Source organism: Larkinella soli (assembly GCF_003703975.1).
In the GTDB taxonomy this organism is placed as follows: domain Bacteria; phylum Bacteroidota; class Bacteroidia; order Cytophagales; family Spirosomataceae; genus Larkinella; species Larkinella soli.
In genome coordinates this window covers 359,980-385,581 of sequence record NZ_QTJY01000001.1, presented here as the reverse complement: position 1 = coordinate 385,581, position 25,602 = coordinate 359,980, and the positions used below count along the sequence as shown (strand labels likewise).

Genomic DNA, 25,602 nt, shown 5'->3' with positions numbered 1-25,602 from the left:
ACCGTTTATGACCCAAACCGAAGCTCAATATCGGCAAGTCATCCAACTCTGCAAAGAGGTTTTTCAGAAAAAGAATAAAGATTACGGCACGGCCTGGCGCGTGCTTCGGCTGCCTTCCATCACCGACCAGATTTACATTAAGGCCCAGCGAATCCGAACCATCCAGGAGCGTGGAACACAGCGGGTCCAGGAAGGCGTCGTATCGGAATTCATGGGGATCATCAACTACTGCGTGATGGCTCTGATTCAACTGGAACTGGCCGACAGCGACCAGATGGAGTTCTCGGGGGAGGAACTGAGCGAATTGTACGACCTTCAGGTCAATCGGGTGATGGACCTGCTGTTTGCCAAGAATCACGATTACGGGGAAGCCTGGCGCGAGATGCGGGTCAATTCGATGACGGACATAATCTTAATGAAATTGCTGCGGACGAAGCAGATCGAGGACAACCTGGGGCGGACCCTGATTTCCGAAGGCGTCGACGCCAATTACATGGACATGATCAATTACGCAGTTTTCTGTCTGATAAAATTAGGCGTAGCCGAATCCATAAACGCATGAATACAAGTACGGCAGGTGAAACAAGAATCCGTGCCCGCGCATCCGGTCCGGGCCTGATCGCCCAGATCGCCCGCATCATCGTTGGGGTGATCTTCATCTTTTCGGGCCTGATCAAGATCAATGATCCGGTCGGGACCCAGATCAAACTGACCGAGTACTTCGAGGTATTTGCCCTGGATCTGCCCTCCATGGCGGGATTTTTCCACGGACTCATTCCCTATACGCTGATCCTGTCGGTATTTTTCTGTGCCGCCGAAGTGGTTCTCGGGGTGGCCTTACTGGTTTCCTATCGGCTGAAGCAGACGTCGTGGATCCTTCTCGGCCTTATCCTTTTCTTTACCTTCCTGACCTTTTATTCGGCCTATTTCAATAAGGTGACCGACTGTGGATGTTTCGGGGATGCCATCAAACTGAAACCCTGGACTTCCTTTTCCAAGGACGTGGTCCTGCTGGTGCTGATTCTGGTGATCCTGTGGAAACGCAACGCCTTCCGCAACGCCCGGACAAGCTTCTGGGTGGGGCTGTCGGCCGTGCTTTCCATCGGTATCGGTGTCTATGCGATCCGGCACCTGCCCCCGCTCGATCTGCTTCCCTATGCCGTCGGGAAGAGCATACCGACCCAGATGCAGCCGTCGGAGCCTTTGCGGTATTCGTACATCATGGAAAAAGGCGGGGTGACCCAGGAGCTGGACAAATACCCTACCGACACGGCCTACCATTTTAAGGAAATGATTTTGCTGAACGAGTCGGCCAAACCGAAAATTACCGACTACCGTATCTGGAACGATGAGGGGGACTTCACACAGGAATCATTTAAAGGGAACAAGCTGATGCTGATCGTCCGGGAGGTGGATGACCTCAGTTTCGGCGATATGCCCTCCATCCGGAAACTGCTGAAGGGGGTGGAGAAACAAAACGTCATTCCACTGATCCTAACCTCCCTGAGTGATGATGAAATCAACCGGTTCCGGCACGAATACCAGCTGGCCGTGCCGGTGTACAAGGCCGACGCTACCGTTCTGAAAACCATCGTTCGTTCGAATCCGGGCCTCTGGCTGATCAGCGACGGGGTCGTGAAAGGGAAATGGCACCATAACGACACGCCGGACCCGGAAGACGTTCTGCAACGGATCAACTAATCCTGCCTCTTGAAAAATATCTTTCTCGTCGGAATGCCGTCCTCCGGCAAAAGTACGCTGGGGAAACGCCTGGCCCGTCGGTTGGGTTACCGCTTTGTGGATACCGATAAGCTTATCATCCGGGAAGAAGGCGGCCGCCCCATCAGCGACATTTTCCGCGACCGGGGAGAGTCCTATTTCCGGGAGGTGGAAAGCCGCATTCTGAGAACCATCCGCCCCGGCTGTGGGCTGGTGGTGGCCACCGGGGGCGGTATGCCCTGCTTTCACGACAATATGGCCTACATCCGGGCCGCCGGCCTGAGCATCTTTCTCGACGTACCGCCCGAACGGCTGGTGGAGCGCATGCTGCGCCATGCGGCCGACGACCGGCCCCTGTTTAGTCAGCTGGACCCGGCTCTTCTGGAAAACCTGCGTACCCGGTGCCGCGACCGGCAGCCGTTTTATTCCCAGGCCGATCTGATCATCCGGGGAGATACCGACGTCGATGCGTTGCTGCAACAGGTAAAGCCGCTTCTTTAAGCTGAAGTTTTTATACCCCGAATCCCGGATTTCAACCGCCGAAACGTGCCTTTCGATAACGAAAGCAGAATCTTTTCGGCTGACAAGGAACCATTTAAAAGATTCATTGTGTATAAAAAACAGTTTGCCTTGTCAATTCCGGCTTAGAAAAATACGACCCGGAACGGTCAGGTGCCCGACTTTTTTATGAGAACAGCCATTAAGTACCTGCTTGCTTGCTTCGTTAGTTGCTGGCCTGTCTTTTCTTTTGCACAACCGCGTTCCGATTCAACCCTTGCGCAGGCTACTCTGCAGGCCTGCATTCAGTATGCCCTTCAGCACCAGCCACTTATTCGGCAGTCGGAAATCGACGAAGCGATTGCGGAACGGTCCATCCGGAGTGCCTTATCAAACTGGTATCCGCAAATCAGCAGTTCTTATTCCATCCAGCATTATCTAAGACAACCGATTGCGCTGTTTCCCAATCTGAGCAATCCGGGTTCCGGCGAGCGGATTCCGGTGGCGACGAGCGTTTCTAATCTCTCTACCGTTTCGTTCGGACTAAGCCAGAATCTCTTCAACCGGGATGTGCTGATCGCCACCCGGACCGCCGATACCTACCGGCAGCAGGCCCGGCAGAACCGGGTCAATAACCAGATCAATGTGACCGTCGATGTCAGTAAGGCTTTTTATGATGTCATTCTTACCCAGAAACAGGTCGATATCCTGAAGGAAGACATTATCCGGCTGGAAAGAAGCCTGAAAGATGCCTTCAACCAATATAAAAGCGGGATTGTGGACCGAACCGACTACAAGCGGGCCTCCATTGCCCTGAACAATTCCAGAGCGCAGCAGAAGCTGTATTCGGAACAGGTTGGCGCTAAATCACAGTATCTGAAGCAGTTGATGGGCTACCCGACCAACGGAAGTCTGACTTTAACCTACGATACGCTCCAGTTGGTACGGGAGATCGCGATCGATACCAGCCAGGTCGTCAATCCGGAAAACCGGATTGAGTTTCAATTGCTGAAAACCCAGCAGAGCCTTCTCAATGCCAACGTTTTATATAACCGGTGGGCGTATTTGCCCTCGGTTTCGGCTTCCGCCAATTATAACTTTGTTTTCCAGAATAATGAATTTGCCCGTCTTTACAGCCGCAGTTTTCCTAACTCGCTGGTCGGGCTTTCGCTGACGCTGCCCATTTATCAGGGCGGTCGGCGGATTCAGGAATCCCGGCTGGCCGAGCTGCGTTTGCAGCGGCTTCAGTGGGACCTGACCAATCTGACCAACGCCGTCAGTGCGGAATATGCCCAGGCGCTGGCTAATTACAAAGCCAGCCTAGCAAATTACCGGGCGCTGGAGGAGAACCTGGAACTGGCCCGGGACGTTTACCACGTCATTCAGCTTCAATACCGGACGGGAGTGCGGGCTTATCTGGACGTCATCGTGGCCGAAACCGACCTTAGAACCACCCAGCTAACTTATTTTAACGCGCTTTACCAGGTGCTGGAAAGCAAGCTGGACGTCCAGCGAACGTTGGGCGCCATCCAATTTTAACCGTGAAACACGAATCCATATCACCGATGAAAATCGAAAGGAGTACGCTTTTTTATTCGCTCGGGTTGATCGTTTTCCTGTCGGCCTGCGGGGGTAAGAACCAGCAGGCTCAGCAGGGACCGCCACCGCCGACTCCGGTCGCCATCTCGGTAGCTCAGGAAGGGACGGCGGTTTATTATGATGAATATCCGGCCACCGTCACGGCCTTAAATCAGGTGGAGATTTATCCGCAGGTTTCGGGCTATATCACCGGCATTTTTTTCCGGGAGGGGCAAACCGTGAGTAAGGGCCAGAAGCTGTATGAGATTGACCGTCAGCAATATCAGGCGAATTATGACGAGGCCGTCGCCAACGTGAACGTGGCGCTGGCCAACCTGAACCGGGCCGAGAAGGACGCCGAACGGTACCGGACGCTGGCTAAGGAAGACGCCATTGCCCGACAGACCGTCGACAACGCCGAGGCCGCTTTACAGTCTGCCAAAATGCAGGTGGCGGCTGCGCGGGCCAACGCTACCCGGGTATCCACAAATCTGAAATATTCGACCATTATCGCTCCCTTCACCGGAACGATTGGAATTTCGCAGGTGAAACTGGGGGCGGCCGTGTCGCCGGGCCAGACTTTGCTCAACACCCTTTCCTCCGACGATCCGATTGCGATCGATATATCCGTGGATGAAACCGATATTTCGCGTTTCGTCCTGTTGCAGAACCGATCCGGCGGACCGCGTGATTCGACGTTTATTTTCGTAACACCGGGAGGGACGCCCTTCAAGGCTTCCGGAAAAGTCGGTATTATCGACCGGGCGGTGGACCCGCAAACCGGTACGCTGAAGGTTCGATTGTTTTTTCCGAACCCCCAGAAAGTCCTGAAAGCGGGGATGAACGGGAATGTCCGGGTGCTGAACAACGAATCGGGCCGTCGGCTGCTGATTCCGTACAAGGCGGTAACCGAGCAAATGAGTGAGTTTTTTGTCTACGTCGTGGGCGACAGCAGTAAGGTGACCCAGAAAAAGGTGTCGCTCGGAAATCGAATCGGCGCTAACGTGATTGTGAAGGATGGGCTTCGTGAGGGAGAAAAAATCGTAACCGAAGGGATTCAAAAACTTAGGGAAGGCGCTGTGGTGCGGGTCGTGCCCGACTCGGCAGCCGTGGCGCAGGCCGGCACGGCGGGACCGCAGAACCCGGCTGCTCCAACCCGATAAATTCCATTAACTATGTTTGCCGATACGTTCATAAACCGGCCGGTAACGGCTATCGTCATTTCGCTCGTCATCGTCCTGGTGGGCGTCCTGGCGATTCTAAACCTTCCCGTTAGTCAGTACCCGGACATTACGCCCCCCGTGGTGCAGGTGAGCGGGGTATATACCGGAGCGGATGCCCAGACCGTGGAGCAAACCGTGGCTACCCCCATTGAAACGCAGGTCAACGGGACGCCGAATATGCTGTACCTGCAAAGTAACAGTACGAGCGACGGCCGGATGACCATGAACGTGACGTTCAATGTCGGAACCGACGTCAACATTGCGGCTCTCGATGTTCAGAACCGGGTCGGAATCGCTCAACCCCAGCTGCCGCAGGAGGTTTCTCGCCTGGGTCTGACGGTCAGGAAGCGGAACCCGAGCCTTTTCATGCTGGTGGCGATTTATTCTCCGAAAGGCACCCACAACGTGTCCTTTCTGGACAACTACGCCAACATCTTCATCCGGGACGCTCTGTTGCGGGTCCCCGGCGTCGGCGACATTTTTTCCCGGGCCGACGACTTCAGTATGCGAATCTGGCTCCAACCCGACAAGCTGGCCCAACTGGGCATGACGCCCGGCGATGTGGTGGCGGCCCTTCAGGAGCAGAACCTCCAGGTGGCGGCCGGTTCGGTCGGCGCCCCCCCGCAGCCGAATTCGCAGGCATTTGAATATACGGTGTTCACGAATAGCCGCCTGAGTAAGGAGGACGAATTCCGGGACATCATCGTGCGCAGTAAGCCCGAAGACGGTTCCATCGTTTACCTGAAAGACGTGGCACGAGTCCAGTTAGGCAAGTTCAGTTACGTCAGCAACTCGTTTGTCGACGGCAACCGGGCGGCCTACCTGTTGCTTTATCAGCTTCCCGGTAGTAACGCCCTCTCCACCGCAAAAGGCGTGTATGCCGCGATGGACGAACTGAAAAAATCCTTTCCGAAAGACGTCGATTATGTCGTACCGTTCGAATCGGTTTCAGTGGTGCAGGTGTCGGTCGATGAGGTGGTGAAAACGCTGCTGGAGGCTCTGGGGCTGGTCGTGATCGTGGTATTCCTGTTCCTTCAGAACTGGCGGGCCACGCTGATTCCCGTACTGGCCATTCCGGTTTCGATCCTCGGCACCTTTGCCCTGTTCATTCCGCTCGGGTTTACGATCAATACCCTGACGATGTTCGGGTTCGTGCTGGCAATCGGGATCGTCGTGGACGACGCGATCGTCGTGGTGGAAGCCGTGCAGCACTACATCGACCACGAAAAGCTTTCGGCCCGGGAAGCGACCCGAAAGGCCATGAAGGATATTGCAGGGCCGGTAATCGCCATCGCTCTGATCCTGGCTGCGGTTTTCGTGCCGGTCGGGTTCATACCCGGTATCGTGGGGCGGCTTTATCAGCAGTTCGCCATTACCATTGCCATCTCGGTTCTGATTTCGGCCTTCGTAGCCCTTTCCCTGACCCCGGCGCTCTGCTCGCTGATGCTCCGGCCGGCGGAGACGAACGAAAAGTCCCGGGGGCTGAACCGGTTCTTTTTCAAATTCAACCGGTGGTTCGACCGGACCTCCAATTCCTATGCGGGCGGGGTGAATCGGCTGATCCGGATGGCACCGTTGGTGCTGGTGCTGCTGGCCTGCCTGTTTGTCGGAACCGGGCTGATGTTCAAGTCCAAACCGACCGGCTTTATTCCGACGGAAGACGAAGGCCGGGTGATCATTACCTATGAAATTCCGGAAGCCGCTTCCACCACCCGAAGCCTGGCGGTTTTGAACCGGGTCATGAATATCCTGAAGGCACAGCCTTACGTGGCTCACTTTTCGGCTCTCGGCGGACTGAACGCGGTGACCTTTTCCAGCAAATCGAACAGCGGGACGGTATTCACGCAGCTGAAACCCTGGAGCGAGCGGAAAGATAAATCCGTTCAGATCGACTCGGTGGTAGTCAAATTGCAGCGGGAATTGTCGAGTATCAAGGAAGCCAGCGTCGTGGTGATCCCGCCACCGGCCATTCCGGGCCTCGGACAAACCGCCGGCTTTACGTTCGAGATCGAACAGCGCGAGAGTACGGACGACGTCAAGGCGTTCGACCGGGTGGTGCAGAATTTTATCGCCGAAGCCAACAAACGGCCGGAGATCGGGCGGGCGTTCACCTACTTTACCGCCCGGGCGCCGGCCTTTAAAGTCGATGTGGATCGTGAAAAGTGCAAAAAGCTGGGCGTCAACGTAAGCGATGTCTACACAACCATTCAGACGTACCTGGGCAGTGTGTATGTGAACGACTTCATCGTATATGGCCGGAAGTTCCGGGTAGTGGCGCAGGCCGACACGGCCTATCGGTCGGATATCAACCAGCTTTCCCGGTATTACGTCCGCAACCGCGCCGGGACGATGGTGCCGCTCAGTACGCTGATCACTACCAGAATCATTGAAAACGCACCGCTGATTTCACACTACAACTTGTTCCGCTCGGTAGAAGTTAACGGCAGCCCGAAACCGGGTTACAGTTCAGGACAGGCTATTCAGGCTCTGCGTGAGGTGGCTGATAAGGTCCTGCCGGCCGGCTATGGGTACGACTTTTCGGGCCTGAGCCGGGAAGAAATCAGTTCGGGTTCCAGTACCTTCTATATCTTCGGGTTATCCATTCTGTTCGTATTTCTTTTTCTGGCGGCCTTGTATGAAAGCTGGTCGGTTCCGTTTGCCGTATTGCTTTCCGTACCGATCGGAGCCTTCGGGGCCATCCTGACGCTTACCCTGCTGCCCAGCCTGAGTAATAACGTGTATGCGCAGATCGGGTTGGTGACCCTGATCGGTCTGGCCGCCAAAAACGCCATTCTGATCGTGGAGTTTGCCAAGGAGCGGGTCGATAAGGGCGTCGATGTGCTGGCGGCTACGCTGGAAGCCGTGCGGCTCCGTCTCCGGCCGATCATCATGACCTCTCTGGCTTTTATCCTCGGCGTGCTGCCGCTGGTCTTTGCCAGCGGTGCCGGAGCCGTAGCTCGAAAAACCATCGGCTGGACCGTGTTCGGCGGAATGCTGGCCGCAACCTCCCTGGCCATCTTCGTCGTGCCGGTGCTGTTCGTCGTCATCACCCGGTTTGCCTACGGAAAGAAAAAGCTGGCGGAATTGAAGGCCCAGGCTACCAGGAGGGAAGAGGAGCAGCTCCAATGGCAGGAAGAAGAAAGCAACGGCGTCGGGCGTTGAACCCTGATTCTTCAAAAAGCAAAAGCTCCGGTCGACAGGCCGGAGCTTTTGCTTTTTGAAGAATCAGAAGAGCTAATTAGAAAAATGTACCGATCGACAGGGTGATGTTAGTCAGCCGGGTGTCGATCTGGGCGGAAGCAAAATCCGACGGATTCGGCAGCGTATACGGAGTGTAAGCGGATTTAAACGTGTTGTAGGTCCCGCTGACGTCGGCAAAGAACCGATCGCTCCGGACCCCGAGCCCTCCCGAAATCAGAAGTTTCTGGCGGTCGATATTGTTCAGTTGCTGCTTGTACGGGTCGGGCAGGTAGGCAACACCCCCACGAACGCGAAGCAGGCCGGCCCGGATTTCAGCCCCGGCGCGGAAATTGACCACGTTTTTATAGGTGTTCTGAACTTCCTGCTTCACATCGTTTTTAAAATCCGTGTTTCCCTGGGCATCATACGTTTTGGTTGTTACCCGCATCCCGGAATAGCCCACATAGTCGGCGGAGGCCGTGATGAAGCCGATTTTGCCTTTATTCAGGAAATACGTCAGACCGCCGGACGCTCTCAAAGGCGTGGTCAGGTTGTAGTCGAAATCATTCGGGACGATATTCACCTCGGTTTGGGTAATCGGCAGATTGGGATCCCGGGGGTCGGCGGAAAGCCGCTGCTCGAATGACTCGCGAACCCGGCTGAAAGTCGGTGTCGTCAGCGAGGCCCCGATCTGAACGTCCGGGGTCGCTTTGTAAATAACTCCTAAAGCTACATTGACCCCATTGCCGGTGGCCGTGAAGGTATCGGTCTGGCGAAGGCTGTTGAAAACCTGCCCGCCGATGACGGTTTCATTGTAGACGTTCTCGAAGTCGTAGCGCAGATGAGCCAGGCTGAACGAGGCCCCGACATACAGCTTGTCGTCGAGGTTACCGGCATAGGCCAGTGTCCAGAGCGAATGCCCCCCGGTAGAGGAGAAGGTATTCCGCTGCTCGGTCGGGGCGGTCGGGTCATACCGGAAATACGGCGGCCCGGTTTCGTTCGGGTTACCGGCCGAGGGCGTGCCGTTGATCAGGAACAGCTGGTAGGCGGCTGCGGCCGGAAAGTTTGCCTCATTCGTATTGCTGTTATACTGGGCATCGATCTGGCCCCCGGTCAGGTTTCGGCCGTTGGCGTCGGCGATATAGGAATCGACGATGGAACTGCGGTTGTTGCGGCCCTGAAATACGAAATTGTTGCTGAAGCTGATCTGGCGGCTATACGTGATACCGAGGGCGGTGCGTCTCCAGCGCCGGCTTTCGTTCTGACGGCTCCCGGCCAGGATCAGACCGAATTGACTTATGTTCGGAACGCCTTTGGTGTTGGAGAGCGAATTGCCGATGTAGTTGGTCTGGGTATTGATCAGGTTCAACGAGGGGCTGAAACTGATCTCGGAACGATTGTAAAAGCCCAGACCGGCCGGGTTCCCGAACACGGCACTGGCATCACCCCCGAGGGCCGCATGGTTCCCGCCAATGCCCCGGAAGCGAGCCGTTCCGGTTTGGGTTACTTCAGAATAGCGAAATGCGTCGCCGGCGTAAATGTCCGCCTGGCCGTAAGCTGCTCCTGCCGTCAGAAGCAACCCCACAATGCAGAGACTATTTCTCATAGAGGATGTAGAGCTAAAAAGGATTCGTGGATACCGGTTCTCGAATTGTCCGGATTTGCGGTTTAGATGCAGAATCCTGCCTGTTGGTTTAAGAAGCGGGAAAAAACAGTGAAACCGTTCATCGTAAAACTGAGCAACCGGGACGATTATACAACGAAAAACCCCGCCAATTGTAACAACTGACGGGGTTTTTTTATCATATTGGCCGGAGGAATCGTCCCGCCGGCGGGGATTTTGCTGTTAACGGGGTCCGCGCGAACCGCCACCACCGCCACCGGAGTAGCCGCCACCCCCTGAACTTCCGCCACCCCCACGGCTGCCACCACTGGAAGGTGCGCTGTAGCTGGGTTGTGAAGGCTGCGAGTAGGTGTTGCTCCGGGGAGCCTCGTAGCTCGGACGGCTGTAGCTCGGAGCTTCATACGTCCGGGATTGCTGCGGAGCGCTATACCGGGAACCGCTGTTGTCCGAAGGCGGAGTATAGCTGCCGCGGCTGTTCTGCCGGGGTGCCGAATAATAATCAGCACTGGAACGGCTCGGGGCGTTATAGCTGGGCGGAGTATAGGTGCTGCCACCGCTGCTGACCCGCCCACCGCTGGCCGATCCATCGTAATAATAATCACTACCCCGGCTATTCTGACGTCCAGCGCCATAGGAGCCGCTGTTCGTGTTGTTCGGACGGCTGTAATAAGTATCCGAACCGGTGCGGGCGGAATTATTAGTGCTGTTCAGTTCGCCGGAACGACGGCCGCCGTTATTGTTACTGTAACTGCGGGGCGTATTGACGAAATCGCCGTTGTACCGATCGCGGCTGCCGCCGGTGCGGGCGCCGTAATTGACGGCCCGGGCTGCTCCGATATTCGGGTTATTGACGACAAGAACCGGCCGGCCCCATCCACCACCATAGTAGGGATTATAGAATCCGCCGTACCCGTAGTCATAAAATCCGCCGTAATAATTAAACGGACTGTTGAACGGGCTATAGAAGGGATTGTAGGCGTAGCTACCCCAGAACGGATCGTAGAATCCGGACCGCCAGCTGTTCCATCCCCAGGGAGAGGCACCTAAACCGAGGCCGAAGCTCAGGCCGCTGTAGAAGGGAGTGTTCCAGCCCCAGCGGTTCCAGGAGTTGTTCATCATACCCGCATTGTAGCCGTTGGCGAAACCGTCGTTGTAGCTGGCACGGCTGTCCCATCCCGGATCGGGAGAGAGACCGCGCTGCGCTTTCCGGGCGGTTACGTCGCTGTAATATTCGTCATTGCTGAACAGCCGGGCCTCCTCCTCATTGTAGTAATCAGGGTTGGCGTTTCGCAGGTCCCGATCCGTCGACCGGCGGCCGAACCGCTCGGTGGTCTGGTCGTTACCGCTGTTTCTGTCCGATTTTGTATTCTGATAAACGACAGCGTCCGACGAGGAGCCGTACAGGTCATCTATCTCACCCGTATTCTGCGCCGTCTGGCGACTGGAACTACAGCCCCAGAAGCCGGCCACGGCCAGCAGAGTCAGGTATTTCCACGTACGAATTGCTTTCATGGTCTTGTCTGATAGGAGTCCAACGGGAATAGGTCTTTCTCTTATATATAACGCTAAAAAAGACCGATTGATTACAAATATAGCAGAAAAACCTATCTTTGCAACCTTCTCAAAGTATTAGACCCACGATGCTTCATTACGGTTTATTTGTAATGAAAATTTTTTCAGTCAATTATGGCAAAAGCAATTCCCTCACGCAGCGAAAATTATTCCGAGTGGTATAATGAATTGATAAAAAAAGCCGATCTGGCCGAGAATTCGGCCGTTCGGGGGTGCATGGTCATCAAGCCGTACGGGTTCTCCATCTGGGAAAAAATGCAGCGGGCCCTGGACGATATGTTCAAGGAAACGGGGCATTCCAACGCCTACTTTCCGCTGTTCATTCCGAAGTCCTACCTGAGCAAGGAAGCGTCGCACGTGGAAGGGTTTGCCAAGGAGTGCGCCGTAGTAACGCACTACCGTCTGAAAAATGCCGAAGACGGCTCCGGAGTCGTCGTCGACCCGGAGGCCAGACTGGAGGAGGAACTGATCGTGCGGCCTACCTCCGAGACGGTCATCTGGAGTACCTACAAAAACTGGATACAGTCGTACCGCGACCTCCCGCTGCTCATCAACCAGTGGTGTAATGTAGTCCGCTGGGAGATGCGCACCCGTATTTTTCTCCGGACCGCCGAGTTTCTCTGGCAGGAAGGACACACCGCCCACGCCACGGCTGAAGAAGCCATGGACGAAACGAAGCAGATGCTGGAGGTCTACGCCCGGTTTGCCGAGGAATGGATGGCCATGCCGGTGATCCGGGGAGCTAAAACCCCGAATGAGCGGTTTGCCGGTGCCGACGAAACGCTTTGTATCGAGGCCATGATGCAGGATGGGAAAGCCCTCCAGGCCGGCACATCGCATTTCCTGGGGCAGAACTTCGCCAAAGCCTTCGATGTCCGGTTCCTGACGAAAGATAACCAGCTGGATTATGTCTGGGGGACGTCCTGGGGCGTCAGCACCCGGCTGATGGGGGCGCTCATCATGGCGCATTCGGACGACGACGGCCTCGTGCTGCCGCCGAAACTGGCTCCCATTCAGGTGGTTATCGTTCCGATTTTCCGGAATGATGAACAGCTGGCCCAATTGACGGATAAGATCAAACCGCTGATGCAGGACCTTCGGAAAGCCGGTATTTCGGTCAAATACGACAACAGCGACGCCAACAAACCCGGCTGGAAGTTTGCCGAATACGAACTCCGGGGGGTGCCGGTCCGGCTGGCGATGGGCCTGCGGGATCTGGAAAACAACACCGTCGAAATTGCCCGGAGGGATCTGAAAACCAAGGAAACCGTCTCCTTCGACGGCCTGGTCGATCACATCAAAAACCTGCTCGACGACATTCAAAAAAGTATTTACGCCAGAGCGCTGGAATTCCGTTCGCAGAACACGTTTAAAGTGGACACCTACAGGGAATTTAAGGAACAGATCGAAAAAGGCGGTTTCCTGCTGGCGCATTGGGACGGAACCTCCGAAACCGAGGAAGCCATCAAGGAAGAAACCAAAGCCACCATCCGCTGTATTCCGCTTCAGGGCGAGGAGGAAGAAGGGACGTGTATCTATTCCGGGAAACCGTCGAAAAAGCGGGTCGTTTTTGCCCGGGCATACTAAAGATTTTCATACATGGATTTCCGCCGGGTTCGAAGGTTCGCTTCGTCCCGGCTTTTTTATACGGCAACCTTTTCCGCCACCTCCTGCTCGATGCTTTTTTCGGGATCGATGGCGAGCCATAACAGGCTGCTGCACAGAAGAAGAAAGGAGATGAAATATAGAGGCATATTGTAATCCCCCGTTGCGTCGACAATTTTGCCGAACAGAACCGCCAGGAAAAAAGCTCCCAGCTGACCGGCCATGTTCATTGAGCCGGCCACCGTGCCGGCGCGGCTTTTCCCGATGTCGACGCAGACGGCGAATGCCACCGGCAGGGTGAGGTCCTTGAAAGCCATGCCGACGGCGAGCAGGTAGGCCGCCGTCTGATTGTCGGCGGTGAGGGCGGCCGTCAGCATAATCCCGCTCGACAGCCCCATCCCGACCAGTCCGACCATCCGGCGGCCGAACCGAAGGCCCCGCTTTTTCGCGAGATAATCACTGGCAAATCCCCCCGTAAAACAGCCGATGGCACCCAGAAAAAACGGCAGGGTGGCAAACAGCTTCATTTGCTGTTCCGAAAACTGCCGGCCCTCCTGCAAATAGGTCGGGAGCCAGGAAGAAAAGAAGAAGGAGCCATACATGAAAAAGTGGAACATCAGCATGACCGCCCACAGGTTCCGGTTGTGCAGGATAGCCCGCCACGGGAGGTGGTGTTCGTGGGCCTTGAACCGCCGTCCCGCTTCGATGAGCCGGAGTTCTTCGGCCGGTATTCCTTTCCGCTCATGGGGGAAATCCCGGAACCAGAGATACCACGCGATGGCCCAAACCACTCCGATGGCGCCCATAACCAGGAAGGAAGCCCGCCAGCCGAAAGCTACCGAAACCGGCACTACGATCAGCGGAGAAAGGGCGCCACCTAACCGTCCGGCGGCCCAGATAAAGGCCTGGGCCCGCCCGGTTTCCACCGCCGGGAACCAGCGGGAAATCACGATCGAACTATTCGGATAGGCCCCGGCTTCCCCCACGCCGAAAAGAAACCGCACCACCAGGAGATAGACGTAGCTGGAGGCCGTCCCGGTCAGGGCCGTGAACGCCGACCACCAGAGGACGATCCGGGTCAGAACCCGGCGCGGGCCCAGCCGGTCGCCCAGCGCTCCGGTCGGGATTTCGAAAAGGGAATAGGCCAGGGCAAACGCCCCAAGGACCCAGCCGAACTGCTCGTTGGAGAGGCCCAGATCGCTTTTCATCCGGACGCCGACTACCGAAATGCAGACCCGGTCGAGATAGGTGATGATGGAGAGAAAAAACAGGAAGGACAGAACCTGATAACGGGAGGGCATGGGAGGGTCGTAATTGGGGTTTATAACCTCCATTAAAGCTACAAAAGGAAACCGAATGGGCAACCGGTAAGTAAAAAATCGGAAGGGAAGGCGAAAATTGGGGACTTATAGGTAAAAAAAAGAGGGTTGATCAGTGACTTCCCACCGGTTTCGATAGTTTTGTTGGAAAACAATTGAATTATTATGGCACAGGCAAAAGCTGGGGATACGGTGCAGGTGCACTATACCGGCAGATTAACGAATGGGACGGTTTTCGATTCTTCGTCCGGACGCGACCCGTTGCAGTTCCAGGTTGGAAGCGGAATGGTCATCAAAGGCTTCGACGAAGGAGTGAAGGGTATGGCTGTCGGTGAAACGAAAACGGTCCAGATTCCCGTTGAAGACGCTTACGGCCCGGCCAGCGACGATATGGTCTTTGAATTCGATCGTTCCCTGATTCCGGACGACATCGATCTGGAAATCGGAACGACGCTGAATATGCACCAGGACGGAAATCCGCGCGTGGTGCCGGTCATTGTCCGGAATGTCACCGATACCTCGGTCACCCTCGACGCCAATCATCCGCTGGCGGGGGAGGAGTTGATTTTTGAAATTGAACTGGTGGGGATCAACCCGTCCCAACTGATCGTATAGGAATCGGGCCACGGGTTTCGGCCCGTGGCTTTTTTACAGATTGACCCAGGCGGAAAATTTAATTCCGAACGTAGCGATGTTCGGGTTGTTGCGGTAAGTTAGCCGGTGGATGGCGTCGATCCGCAGCACTTTGAAGATGTTCTCGATCCCATAGCCGACCTCCACATACGGCACCCGGTTCAGCGACTGAAACCCGAGAACCGGCCTTCCCTGCTCATCGACGGAAGGAATCAGGGCCGTATTGGCCACACTGACATCCCCGACCAGCACGCTTCCGGTAACAAAAAAGCGCCATTTGAGACGACGGATGGCCGGAATCCGGTTGAAAAGCAGGCCCTCGAAATTGTGTTCGGCCATCACCCCGGCGTATTTATCGGAGACGAACTCGAAGAAATTCATCAGGTTATAGGCATTCTCCACCCGGAACAACGTCTCGTTCCCCAGCGGAATATTCAGCAGGGGATAGGGGATCGTGGAAGGGACATAACCGAGGTTCAGATTGTAGCGGGTCCGTCCCAGAACGCCCACCCGGAACGTGTGCCGAAGGTTGAGCGAAAACCGGTGGTAGGAAAAGTCACTATGAAGAACGTTCCGCAGACCCAGGTTATACCGAAACGTAATGACCGGGTTGTTGCTGCCCTCGACACTGAAACGTTCGTTATCATTCTGGATCATGAGTTCGCCGGGGGCAAACCGGGTTTCGAACACCAGTTCGGTCGTTCGGTAATGGCTGCTGGTGGTCTGGTCGTTGGCTTCCTGAACCCGGTAGGCAAACGGAAACAGAGGCTCGAAGGTCCTGTTCCGGAGGGCGATGGTCTGGGTGAATCCTTTTCCCATTTCCCGCCGGAAATAGGCGTAATTGTTCTCCTGCATGAAGGCCCTGCGATACACTCCGAAGCGGGTATAGGCCGCAAAAAGCGTATTTCCGCCGATGTTTTCCGAAGATACGCCAAGGCGTTCCAGATCGTAGCTGTGCTGGAGGCCGAAGACCGTCCAGGGCTTTTTGCTGATGACGTAATCCAGATTGAGACCGTATTTCATCTGCTGATCGCGGGTGCCGTAGGCGGCATACCCGCCCAGGATCCAGCGCCGGCTGAAACCGGCATTGGTACGCAACCCGAACCGCAGCCGGTGGCCTTCGATGTTGTTGAAGGCGTAGCTGTTCAGCAGCGGTCCCTCGTCGATGTGAATTTTCCCGATGGGCAGATAACCGTTGACCGTCAGGTCCACGACCCGTCCAAGCACCTTCATGAACGGCACGTTCCGGACCGAATCGACCACTTCGAAGGCCCGGAGTTCATCGGCCGAAAGGCTCTCCGGCCGAACGGTTTCCCAGTAGGAGGAAGACCGTTCTTTATAATTCTCCGACAACTCGATGCCCGGTTCGTAAAATTTGGCGTCCATCGGATGGTTGACCTTCAGGTTGCGGGCGGCTACGTAAAACCGGATCAGGGCCCCCGGCGCATTGGGGGTCGGCTCGTCGGTATCGATCAGAATCTGGGTCAGGACCGGCAGGCGGGCGGTATTGCCGCCGGCGGTTCCTTCCACGGATTCCCATTCCTGCTCGATCCGGATTTCGTCTACGAAATTGATGTTGGCCCTCCGGTCGATCCGGGCGTCGATCTGGGCCAGCCCGTAGCTGGTAGTGTCGATCCAGACGGTACCGTTAAAAGCCAGATCCGCCTGCCGTTTAGGTTCATAATCAATCTGGTAGCAGACAAACTCACCGACCGTCACCGTATCCGCCAGGTGAAAATTGTACATCGTCTGCCAGGATTGGCCGATGGGAGAGGGAAGGTCTTTCCGGACCAGGTTGACGTAATTGCGGTAAAAATTATATTGCTGAAATGAGGCCCCGGTAAACTGGGCCGCCACCCCGCCGTCTGATATCCCGACACCGGAGGCCCGGCTTTTCAGGATTCGCTCCTTCGTTTTGTCGGGATTCGAACGCTGGTAGTATTCCGAGAAGGTTTCCGACACCCAAACCGGCACGGCCGGTTTCCCGGAGTCGTCGGTCATGGCCGGAAGGCGGGAAAGCAGCCGTCCGACCGGCCCCGGTTTGCGGCCGTTTTTGCGTTTTTCAGCAAAATTGTTGACGTACGCTTCTACTTTCGAGTAACTTTCGTATTGAAAGGCAGTCAACTGGTCGGGGTCGAAGCGGTCGCGTCGGCGGATCACTTCCCGGATGATGCGGTAGGCAGGGTCACCCCCTTTGGCGTAGATTTTCACTTCCTGAAGTCGGGTAGCGGCCGGAGTCAGGGCCGCATCGACGGTCTGAACCGTAATGGCGATGAGCCGGAAAGCCCGATTTTGGTAACCCAGGCTGGAAACCAGCAGGGAGTCGCCGATTCGGGCGGCTTCCAGCTTATATCTGCCGTCCGCATCGGACGTAGTTCCCGTAGTTGTTCCCTTCACCGCCACATTGGCAAACGGGATGCCTTCGCCGGTGGCTGCGTCGGTAATCCGGCCCGAAATGACGAATTTCGTCTGGGCCAGCACCGGGTGAAGCAGAGCAAAGAACCCGAGCCAAAAAATAGTTGTTAACCTACGTAAATTACAATTCATGCCATTGTGCGGTGGAAAAAGGAGGCTCCCTTTTAACACAAATATAGTCAACAGGGTTTACCAGATAATTGAAATTATTTCATTTGTCCGTGAATCATCGGATTACCTACGTGAATCATCGAAATAGTCCTATAAACCGTCGTTGACCCCCAATGATTTTTGGTGATTCTGAGGGATATACACTATCTTTCCCCAGGCGGTTTGGAAAACAGAAAGAAGACTTTCAGAAGGATACAAAATGCTCACCGACATAAACTTAGTAGACCGTACGCAGGAGTTTGCCGAATCGTTGCTTCGGAACCTCCCGGACATCTTCGTCTATCACGATCTGACCCACACGCGAAGCGTCGTGGAGGCCGCCCGACTGATTGGAGAACGGACCGGCCTGACGGAAGAAGAACTCGAGAATGCCGTGATGGCGGCATGGCTGCACGACATTGGCTACGCCAGCGGTTGTGAGAAACACGAGGAGTCGAGCGTCAGGCTGGCCCGGCCTTTTCTCGAAAAATTACCATTGGGAGACGCCCGCATTCAGGAGATCATGGCCTGCATTCTGGCGACCCGCCTTCCCCAGGCTCCCGAATCGAAAACGGCGGAGGTGGTTTGTGACGCGGACCTGTTCCACCTGAGTACTCCCCAGTTTTTCGAACGCTCGGAACTGATGCGGCAGGAAATCAAAAGCCTCATTGGTAAACTCAATAAGAAAAAGTGGACGGCCTCGACGCTGCGGATGATGGAAAACCACCACTATTTCACCGATTACGGGAAAACCGTGCTGACTCCCCTTAAAGAAAAGAATCTTGAAAAAGTCCGGAAAAGGATGACCGAACTTGAAACGGAGGAGGCCCGGGAAACGGCCGAAGCGGCCCAGGTGGAGGCCGCTCCGAAGGCGGAAGGCAAAAAGCTGAAACGCCCCGACCGGGGAATCGAGACCATGTTTCGGGTAACCTCCCAGAATCATTTTCAGCTCTCGGCTATGGCCGATAACAAGGCCAACATCATGATCTCGGTCAACACCATCATCATTTCCGTGATCGTCAGTATCCTCATCCGGAAACTGGAAGAATGGCCTCAGCTGGTCATCCCGACCGTCATGCTTACCCTCAGCTGCCTGCTGGCCACCATCTTTGCCATTCTGGCGACCCGCCCGAACGTGACCAGCGGGATGTTTGCCAAGGAGGATATTTATCAGAAACGGGCCAACCTCTTGTTTTTCGGCAATTTTCACAAAATGAAACTGGCTGATTATGAGTGGGGAATGAACGAAATGATGAAAGATGCCGATTTTCTGTACAGCAGCATGACCCGGGATATTTATTACCTTGGGAAAGTTCTCGGTAAAAAATACAAGTTACTTCGAATCGCATATACTACCTTCATGTTCGGATTTGCGGCTTCGGTGCTGGCTTTCGGCATTGCGGCCTATTTCTTTCCCGTCAAATGAAGAAGAACTTATTGGTGTTTCCGGTGCTGGCCGGGCTGCTGACGGCCTGTGGTGGCGGAAGTGAAAAAAAGGAGGAGAGCCTGACGCTCGGCTACAATCTGAGCCAGCCCGTTAAGCGGTATGCCCTGCCCCCCGACCTCGAAGAGATTTCCGGGCTCAGTTACTTTAAAGAGAACCAGTTGCTGTGTGTGCAGGACGAAAAGGCCGTCGCCTACGTTTTCGACCTCCAGAAGGAGCAGGTGACCGACTCCTCGGTGTTCGGAGGTTACGGCGATTATGAGGGGGTCGAACTGGTCGGGGAGGATATTTTTGCCCTGAAAAGCAACGGCGACCTGTTTCGTTTCAAGCCTTTTTCCAAGGAAATCGCCCGGATTCCCACGGGCGTGCCCGGCAAAATCGAGGTGGAAGGACTTGGCTATGACCCGCAGACGAAACGCCTGCTGCTGGCCGTCAAGGAAGGCATCCGCAAAGACCAGAAAGTGGTCTATATGTATGACCTGGCTACGAAGGTGTTCTGGAACGGCTTGACCATCAAGGGGGATGTGTTGAAGCAGGCCGGCGTGGACGCAGCAAAGTTCCGGCCCTCCGGGATTGCGGTTCACCCGAAAACCGGCGACTTTTACTTTCTCAGTGCCAATGAACGTTTGCTGCTTGTGATGAACAGGAAAGGCGCCATCACCGCGAAGGCGACGCTCGATTCGAAGCTATTCCGGCAACCGGAAGGCATCTGTTTCGCCCCGGACGGTACACTGTATATCGCCAGCGAAGGAGATGGTCAGGCGGGCTACATCCTCTCGTTCGCGAAACAACCCTGACGCTTTTTTCTCAAACGGCTGTTGGCTTTCTTCCTGCGATGAAACACCTCTACAGCTTTCTATTCCTGCTGATCCTCCTCCCTGCCTGGGGGGTTGCCCAGACCGGCGGCTATACCGTCTTCCTGCTGGGCGATGCCGGTGAACCTCGTCCGAAGGATGACCCGATTCTCAAAACACTTCAGACCCAGCTAAGCCGTGCCGGCCGGAACAGCAGCCTGATTTTCCTCGGCGATAACGTCTATGAAAGTGGATTGCCCGATTCCGCCGAAATCGGTCGGGATGAAGCTGAGGGACGGCTTCGGGAACAGCTTTCGCTGCTGGAAAGATTTCCCGGTCGGGCGTTTATGATACCCGGAAACCATGACTGGCACAAAGGGGGCCGTCTGGGCTGGCAGCGAATCAAAAATCAGGAACGTTTCGTCAGCACCGTGCTGCGCCGGGACGACGTGTTTTTTCCAAAAGGCGGGTGTCCGGGACCGGTGGAAGTTTCCCTGAATCCCGGTCTGACCCTGATCCTGATCGATACCCAGTGGTGGCTCCACCCCTGGGACAAACCGGGCGAGGAATCCGATTGCGAGGCCAAAGACCTTTCTTCCTTTTTACTCCTGCTGGATGACGCCCTGGAACGGAACCGGGGCAGGCGGGTCATTCTGGCCGGGCATCACCCGATGTTCAGCCACGGGTCACACGGCGGGCATTTCGTTTTCAGGGATCACCTGTTTCCGCTAATCAACAAAATAGACTGGCTCTACTTTCCTCTCCCCGTCGTCGGGTCCATTTACCCGCTGTATCGCTCCTGGATCGGAAGCATTCAGGACATTCCCAATCCGAAGTATAAACTCCTGCGGAACGGCATCGTCGCCCTGTTGAAAAAAAACCGCAACGTGCTGTATGTGAATGGGCATGATCATAATGAACAACTGATTTTACAGGACTCTACCTATTACCTGACCAGTGGAAGCGGATCGAAATCCACCCCGGTGAAGAAAGGCCGGAACAGCCTGTTTGCCTCCCGGGAGAAAGGATTTGCCCGGCTGGATGTTTGTGAGAACGGCACGGTAAAGATTTCATTTATAACGGCGGATGAAAGCAGGGAGGAAGGCAGGATTCTGGACAGTTTAACGATCCGGCTGCCGGCCAATCCCCCTACCGACGGTCGGGTTGGCGGCACGGGCCCGACCCGGACTGTTGTCCCGAGCCGGAAATATACGGCCGGATCGTTTCATCGGTTTCTCCTCGGCGACAATTACCGGGAGGTGTGGGAAAGCCCGGTCGAGGTGCCGGTGCTGAACCTGAGACAGCAGGCCGGCGGTCTGAAACCCCTGCAGCGGGGAGGAGGGATGCAGACGCTCTCTCTCCGGCTGGAAGGAAAGGACGGACACGAATACGTGCTTCGGTCGGTCGAGAAATACGCGGAAAATGCTATCCCGATGGTCCTGAGAAGCCGGTTTGTCGGCGACATCGTTCAGGACCAGATTTCGGCCTCTCACCCGTTTGCCGCGTTGGCGGTGCCGAAGCTGGCCGAAGCCGCCGGCATCTACCACACCAACCCGATGCTCGTCATTGTTCCCGACGATTCGCTGCTGGGGCCGTACCGGCGGGTGTTTGCCAACACGCTCGCCCTTTTTGAGGAAAGAGTCGACGGGGATTACCGGACCAGCACCTCCTTCGGCGGCACCCGAAAAATTTACAGCACCTCCAAATTACTGGAGAAACTGGCGGATGACAACGATAACCGGGTCGATCAGCAGGCCGTTCTGAAAGCCCGTCTGTTCGATCTTTTTCTGGGAGACTGGGACCGACATGACGACCAGTGGCGCTGGGCCGGTTATAAAGCCGGCAGCGGCCAGGTGTTTCGCCCGGTTCCGCGCGACCGCGACCAGGCCTTTTTCGTTAACGAGGGCCTGATCCCCCGGATTGCCAGCCGAAAATGGGCTATGCCGAAAATTCAGGGCTTCGACTACACCATCCGGGATGTGCCCGGATTAAGCTTCAACGCCCGGTATTTCGACCGCTCCTTCCTGACCGAACCCGACCGCAACGACTGGTTGAAAACCGCCGATTCGCTCAAGGCTTCACTGACCGACGCCAGCATCGACGAGGCCCTGCGCCAGTTGCCCTCACCGGCCTATGAGCAAACGGCAGCCACCATCAAATCCCGGCTGCAACGGCGTCGTACCGATCTGGGCCGGTATGCGGATGAACTGTACCGCTTTCTGGCGCGAAACGTCGATGTAACCGGAAGCGACAAGGCAGAGCGGTTTTTAGTGGACCGTAAACCCGGTGGTTTGACGGAAGTCTCGGTTTTTAAACTAAAAAAGGATGGTGATCCGGGGAAACGGATGTACCGCCGGGTTTTCGATCCGGCAGAAACCCGGGAGGTGCGGCTGTACGGACTGAGCGGAAACGACGAGTTTCTGATCGGCGGGCGTTCGGAGCGGGGCAGTCTGATCCGGATCATCGGAGGGATAGGAGAAGACCGGATTACGGACAGTTCCCGGGTGGACGGAGGCCGGAGAACGATCATTTACGATACGCGGAATACCCGGGTAACGCCCGGCCCTGAAACCCGGCTGCGCCTTTCCGACCGGCCCGACGTAAATTCCTACAACAGAAAGGCATTCCGGTATGATGTCGTGTTCCCTCAGGTATCGGTTCAGTATAACCCGGACGATGGGCTGTTCCTCGGCGGAGGGGTTCTCTACCGGAAGCAGGGATTCCGGAAGGAGCCGTACGCCCAGCAGCACCGGTTCATCGTCAACCACGCTTTCGCTACCAGCGCTTATAATTTCCGGTATGACGGGATTTTTACGGATGTTCTCGGCAAAACCGACCTTCGGCTGAATGCCGACCTGAAGGCGCCGAACTTCGTCTACAACTTTTTCGGGCTGGGGAACGAAACGGTCTTTGATAAACGCAGGGGAATCAATTATTACCGCACCCGGTTTGAGAATTTCGCCCTGAGTGCCCTGCTTCAGCATCAGCTCGGACCCGCCCGATTTTTTGCCGGACCCGCCCTGGAAAGCATCGAGGTGGAGGAAAACCCGCGCCGTTTTATCGGGGAATATGTCACCGGTTTGCCGGAGGGCCCGGACCTGTTCCGGCGTCGGTGGTATGCCGGGCTACGGGCAGGGTTCGAGGTGGATTCCCGCGACAGCCAGGTTCTGCCGACGAAGGGCCTTCACTGGGATACCGAACTGGTGGCCTACGACGGGATCACGGCCCTTTCGAGAAACCTGACCCGCCTGCAATCGGACCTCTCCTTTTACGTCAGTTTCCGGCTTCCCGCCTTGCTCACCTTCGCTACCCGGTTTGGCGGTGGAGCTAATTTTACGAATTTTGAGTTTTTCCAGGCCAACACGCTGGGCGGGTTATCCAATCTGCGGGGTTTCCGCCGGACGCGGTTTGCCGGTAAAAGCGCCTTGTATAACAATACCGAACTCCGCCTGAAGGTAGCAACCATCCGAACCTACCTGTTTCCTGCCTACCTCGGTTTACTTGGCTTCAACGATGTCGGGAGGGTCTGGGTCGACGGGGACGGCTCCCGGCGCTGGCATCAGGGCTTCGGGGGCGGTATCTGGCTGGCCCCGTACAGCCAGGCGGTGGTTTCGCTGCTGTATGCGGTTTCGGAGGAAGACCGTATTCCGATGCTTCGGGTCGGCTTTCTGTTCTGAGCCCGGTCAGGAAATTTTGTAAAGTTCTACGCCAAATTCCATACCTTTTACGTCCACCACGCCCAGCGATTCCGACAGGGCCGGCGCATCGGACAGTTCATTCAGCACATCCTGCGACACCAGCATTTTAGTCCCGAATTCCTTATTCAACTGTTCGATCCGGTGGGCCAGGATCACCACCGTGCCGGTGATGGAAAACTGCTGGCGGGTTTCGGTGCCGATATTTCCGATGACTGCATCCCCCACATGAATTCCGATGCCGACGCTGGTGGGAATGATCTGACCCGAGGCCACAGCATTTTCAATTTCGGAGAGAATGGCCAGGCCGGCCTGCACGGCATTTTCGGCCGGGTTTTCGAGAGGAATCGGCGCACCGAAGGAGATCATGCAGCCGTCGCCCAGAAACTGGTTGACGATGCCGCCGTACCGGTTCACCACATCGACGATGATACTGAAAAAGGCGTTCTGGTAAGTTACAACCTCGTCGGCGGTGTGTTTATCGGCGTACTTCGTAAAATTCCGGATGTCCAGAAACAGCACGCTGACCTTCATGTGCTGGCTTTTCAGCATCCCCTTTTCCTTGATGATCAGGTCGGCGATGGCCGGAGAAACCTGCTGGCCGAAGAAGGTGATAAGCTGGTTCTGGGTTTCGCTCCGTTCGATGGAACTCCGGATGCTCCGCTGAATCTGGCGGGAGACGTATCCGGCACACAGCCCGCACAGGGCCAGCACGGAGGCTTTGACGGCATACGTAAACGGCAGCATCTGGTAGGCGTCCAGGGAGGTGGCATCGGTAGACGGTTCTCCCAGCAGGAAAAGGCTGAGCCAGAGGTATTCCAGGCCGGCGATGATTCCGGTGTAGGCCGGAAGCCGGAAATTCAGCCGGAGGGTGGAAAGGGTGATGAAAAAGAAATATACCGACGAAAACGGCGACAGCATTACAAGAATCGGCGTCTGAAACTTATCCGAAATCAGGTAAAGAAGCACCGTCAGGGCCGTAATTTCAAAGGTGGCGTTCATGAATTTGGCCGCCTGGGGCATATTGACCCCCTTTTTGATCCAGATGCGGATGAAGTTCCAGATGTTCCATTCATAGAGCGTCATGAACGCCAGAAATATGAACACCACCCGGATCACTTCATTTTTCTCCTCCGTCTGGATGGCCGGCATGGGGAAGAACGAATAAAACAGGAGGGAAAAGAGGATACCCACGGCAAAAATCGCGGCCAGGAGGCCCGCCCGCTGCTTTTCCCTTTTCAGGTTCTCCTGAGCAAACGTGGCATTGAAATAGGGGCTGATCTCCTCTTTTTCCCTTCGATGGTAGACGAATGTCATAGTGCGGAGGATGGTTTTACTCACATTGACAATACCTACACGAAATTAATTCCTTCGGATGAAGCCCTGAAGAGAATCCTTATGAATCGGCGCCAGACGGGGGCGAACCGGCGAAGAACCGGCGTGAACGTCCGACCGGCTACTTGATCTCGCGGTTATCCATATCCGGCTTCGGATGGACGATGTATACGTCCAGAACGGCCAGCGGCCGGGCCAGGTATTCCCGGATCAGCGTTCGCAGGGAGTAGCCGTCCGGGACGTCCTGGGCCGCAAAGGCGACGGCTGCGATGCCTTCGTGGTTGCCGATGTAGAGCGCGCGGGCGTTGTGAAAATTCTGGGAGATGATCGTAATCTTTTCCTGATTGAACACCTCCTTACACCGAACGACGGAATCGAAGGTTCGGTAACCGGCGTAATCCAGCGTCATCACCGATTCCGGGACGCCCAGCCTCCGTAGGGCCTTCTGCATATCCGACGGTTCGTTGTAGTACTCGGAATCGTTGTTTCCGCTCAGGATGATGTATTTGATCTTACCGGATTTCCAGAGCCGGGCGGTGGCTTCCATTCGGTAGCGGAAGAACAGGTTCTCCTTCCCGCTTTTTACGAACTTACTGGTACCGAGCACCAGGCCGACGTCATTGGAGGGCAGTTTCTCGAGTTCGAAATACACCTGGCTCCGGGTGCTGTACACGATCCAGAAATTACAAAGCAGAACCACCGTGACGCCCAGAAACCCCAGGGCGATACTGCCCTTTATGGTCTGTTTCAGGAGCGACACCGGATTGCGGGTTTTGGCTGCATTATAATCGCCAGTCGTGTACGGCATCGGATTCATA

17 protein-coding genes are annotated in these 25,602 nt (G+C 55.8%); 11 read left to right on the top strand and 6 right to left on the bottom strand.

Features of this window, described 5'->3' with window-relative positions; all coding sequences use genetic code 11:
* Positions 1-7: 7 nt before the first annotated feature.
* The 6 genes from DX909_RS03485 to DX909_RS03460 all read left to right on the top strand — a co-directional run bounded on the left by DX909_RS03485 (position 8) and on the right by DX909_RS03460 (position 8,180).
* Entirely contained in the window at positions 8-562 is a 555-nt protein-coding gene (locus DX909_RS03485; RefSeq protein ID WP_128543657.1) for a DUF1599 domain-containing protein, read from the top strand.
* Complete coding sequence (locus tag DX909_RS03480) at positions 559-1,701, top strand: BT_3928 family protein (protein WP_128543656.1); 1,143 nt, start codon at positions 559-561, stop codon at positions 1,699-1,701. Before DX909_RS03485 ends, DX909_RS03480 begins: the two co-directional genes overlap by 4 nt.
* 9 nt (positions 1,702-1,710) lie before the next feature.
* Entirely contained in the window at positions 1,711-2,220 is a 510-nt protein-coding gene (locus DX909_RS03475) for a shikimate kinase (RefSeq protein ID WP_128543655.1), read from the top strand.
* A 186-nt stretch (positions 2,221-2,406) separates the two neighbouring features.
* A complete protein-coding gene (locus DX909_RS03470) occupies positions 2,407-3,756 on the top strand; it encodes a TolC family protein (RefSeq protein ID WP_128543654.1) in 1,350 nt (449 codons plus the stop codon).
* 26 nt (positions 3,757-3,782) lie between these two features.
* Entirely contained in the window at positions 3,783-4,958 is a 1,176-nt protein-coding gene (locus DX909_RS03465; RefSeq protein WP_128543653.1) for an efflux RND transporter periplasmic adaptor subunit, read from the top strand.
* 12 nt (positions 4,959-4,970) lie between these two features.
* Entirely contained in the window at positions 4,971-8,180 is a 3,210-nt protein-coding gene (locus DX909_RS03460) for an efflux RND transporter permease subunit (RefSeq protein ID WP_128543652.1), read from the top strand.
* A gap of 76 nt (positions 8,181-8,256) precedes the next feature.
* Here the strand turns inward: DX909_RS03460 and DX909_RS03455 are convergent, their stop codons facing one another.
* The gene (locus tag DX909_RS03455; protein ID WP_128543651.1) at positions 8,257-9,804 is read right to left on the bottom strand and encodes an OmpP1/FadL family transporter; all 1,548 of its coding nucleotides are present in this window, start codon (positions 9,802-9,804) and stop codon (positions 8,257-8,259) included.
* A 240-nt stretch (positions 9,805-10,044) separates the two neighbouring features.
* Complete coding sequence (locus DX909_RS03450; RefSeq protein ID WP_128543650.1) at positions 10,045-11,334, bottom strand: hypothetical protein; 1,290 nt, start codon at positions 11,332-11,334, stop codon at positions 10,045-10,047.
* Positions 11,335-11,508: 174 nt separating this feature from the next.
* On the opposite strand from DX909_RS03450, the gene proS reads away from it, so the two are divergent.
* Entirely contained in the window at positions 11,509-12,981 is a 1,473-nt protein-coding gene (gene proS, locus DX909_RS03445) for a proline--tRNA ligase (protein ID WP_128543649.1), read from the top strand.
* A gap of 56 nt (positions 12,982-13,037) precedes the next feature.
* Here the strand turns inward: proS and DX909_RS03440 are convergent, their stop codons facing one another.
* Complete coding sequence (locus DX909_RS03440) at positions 13,038-14,300, bottom strand: MFS transporter (RefSeq protein WP_128543648.1); 1,263 nt, start codon at positions 14,298-14,300, stop codon at positions 13,038-13,040.
* A gap of 183 nt (positions 14,301-14,483) precedes the next feature.
* Here DX909_RS03440 and DX909_RS03435 point away from each other — a divergent pair, with 183 nt between their 5' ends.
* Complete coding sequence (locus tag DX909_RS03435) at positions 14,484-14,933, top strand: FKBP-type peptidyl-prolyl cis-trans isomerase (RefSeq protein ID WP_128543647.1); 450 nt, start codon at positions 14,484-14,486, stop codon at positions 14,931-14,933.
* A 33-nt stretch (positions 14,934-14,966) separates the two neighbouring features.
* Here the strand turns inward: DX909_RS03435 and DX909_RS03430 are convergent, their stop codons facing one another.
* Complete coding sequence (locus tag DX909_RS03430) at positions 14,967-17,432, bottom strand: DUF5686 and carboxypeptidase-like regulatory domain-containing protein (protein WP_229310930.1); 2,466 nt, start codon at positions 17,430-17,432, stop codon at positions 14,967-14,969.
* A 304-nt stretch (positions 17,433-17,736) separates the two neighbouring features.
* Here DX909_RS03430 and DX909_RS03425 point away from each other — a divergent pair, with 304 nt between their 5' ends.
* From DX909_RS03425 to DX909_RS03415, 3 genes are read left to right on the top strand one after another with little or no spacing between them, the layout of a single operon-like run.
* A complete protein-coding gene (locus DX909_RS03425; RefSeq protein WP_128543645.1) occupies positions 17,737-18,942 on the top strand; it encodes a Pycsar system effector family protein in 1,206 nt (401 codons plus the stop codon).
* Positions 18,939-19,757: an SdiA-regulated domain-containing protein gene (locus DX909_RS03420; RefSeq protein WP_128543644.1), complete on the top strand. Its 819-nt coding sequence runs from the start codon at positions 18,939-18,941 to the stop codon at positions 19,755-19,757. Before DX909_RS03425 ends, DX909_RS03420 begins: the two co-directional genes overlap by 4 nt.
* A 38-nt stretch (positions 19,758-19,795) precedes the next feature.
* A complete protein-coding gene (locus tag DX909_RS03415; protein ID WP_128543643.1) occupies positions 19,796-23,431 on the top strand; it encodes a metallophosphoesterase in 3,636 nt (1,211 codons plus the stop codon).
* 6 nt (positions 23,432-23,437) lie between these two features.
* On the opposite strand, the gene DX909_RS03410 is transcribed toward DX909_RS03415, so the two are convergent.
* Positions 23,438-24,766, bottom strand: coding sequence for an adenylate/guanylate cyclase domain-containing protein (locus DX909_RS03410; RefSeq protein ID WP_128543642.1), 1,329 nt, complete (start codon positions 24,764-24,766; stop codon positions 23,438-23,440).
* A 139-nt stretch (positions 24,767-24,905) separates the two neighbouring features.
* Complete coding sequence (locus DX909_RS03405; RefSeq protein WP_128543641.1) at positions 24,906-25,601, bottom strand: SanA/YdcF family protein; 696 nt, start codon at positions 25,599-25,601, stop codon at positions 24,906-24,908.
* Position 25,602: the final 1 nt, after the last annotated feature.

Coding starts and splice junctions, on each gene's coding strand:
- DX909_RS03485 (WP_128543657.1), top strand. CDS start 8: ATGACCCAAACCGAAGCTCAATATCGGCAAGTCATCCAACTCTGCAAA.
- DX909_RS03480 (WP_128543656.1), top strand. CDS start 559: ATGAATACAAGTACGGCAGGTGAAACAAGAATCCGTGCCCGCGCATCC.
- DX909_RS03470 (WP_128543654.1), top strand. CDS start 2,407: ATGAGAACAGCCATTAAGTACCTGCTTGCTTGCTTCGTTAGTTGCTGG.
- DX909_RS03465 (WP_128543653.1), top strand. CDS start 3,783: ATGAAAATCGAAAGGAGTACGCTTTTTTATTCGCTCGGGTTGATCGTT.
- DX909_RS03460 (WP_128543652.1), top strand. CDS start 4,971: ATGTTTGCCGATACGTTCATAAACCGGCCGGTAACGGCTATCGTCATT.
- DX909_RS03455 (WP_128543651.1), bottom strand. CDS start 9,804: ATGAGAAATAGTCTCTGCATTGTGGGGTTGCTTCTGACGGCAGGAGCA.
- DX909_RS03450 (WP_128543650.1), bottom strand. CDS start 11,334: ATGAAAGCAATTCGTACGTGGAAATACCTGACTCTGCTGGCCGTGGCC.
- proS (WP_128543649.1), top strand. CDS start 11,509: ATGGCAAAAGCAATTCCCTCACGCAGCGAAAATTATTCCGAGTGGTAT.
- DX909_RS03440 (WP_128543648.1), bottom strand. CDS start 14,300: ATGCCCTCCCGTTATCAGGTTCTGTCCTTCCTGTTTTTTCTCTCCATC.
- DX909_RS03435 (WP_128543647.1), top strand. CDS start 14,484: ATGGCACAGGCAAAAGCTGGGGATACGGTGCAGGTGCACTATACCGGC.
- DX909_RS03425 (WP_128543645.1), top strand. CDS start 17,737: ATGCTCACCGACATAAACTTAGTAGACCGTACGCAGGAGTTTGCCGAA.
- DX909_RS03420 (WP_128543644.1), top strand. CDS start 18,939: ATGAAGAAGAACTTATTGGTGTTTCCGGTGCTGGCCGGGCTGCTGACG.
- DX909_RS03415 (WP_128543643.1), top strand. CDS start 19,796: ATGAAACACCTCTACAGCTTTCTATTCCTGCTGATCCTCCTCCCTGCC.
- DX909_RS03410 (WP_128543642.1), bottom strand. CDS start 24,766: ATGACATTCGTCTACCATCGAAGGGAAAAAGAGGAGATCAGCCCCTAT.
- DX909_RS03405 (WP_128543641.1), bottom strand. CDS start 25,601: ATGAATCCGATGCCGTACACGACTGGCGATTATAATGCAGCCAAAACC.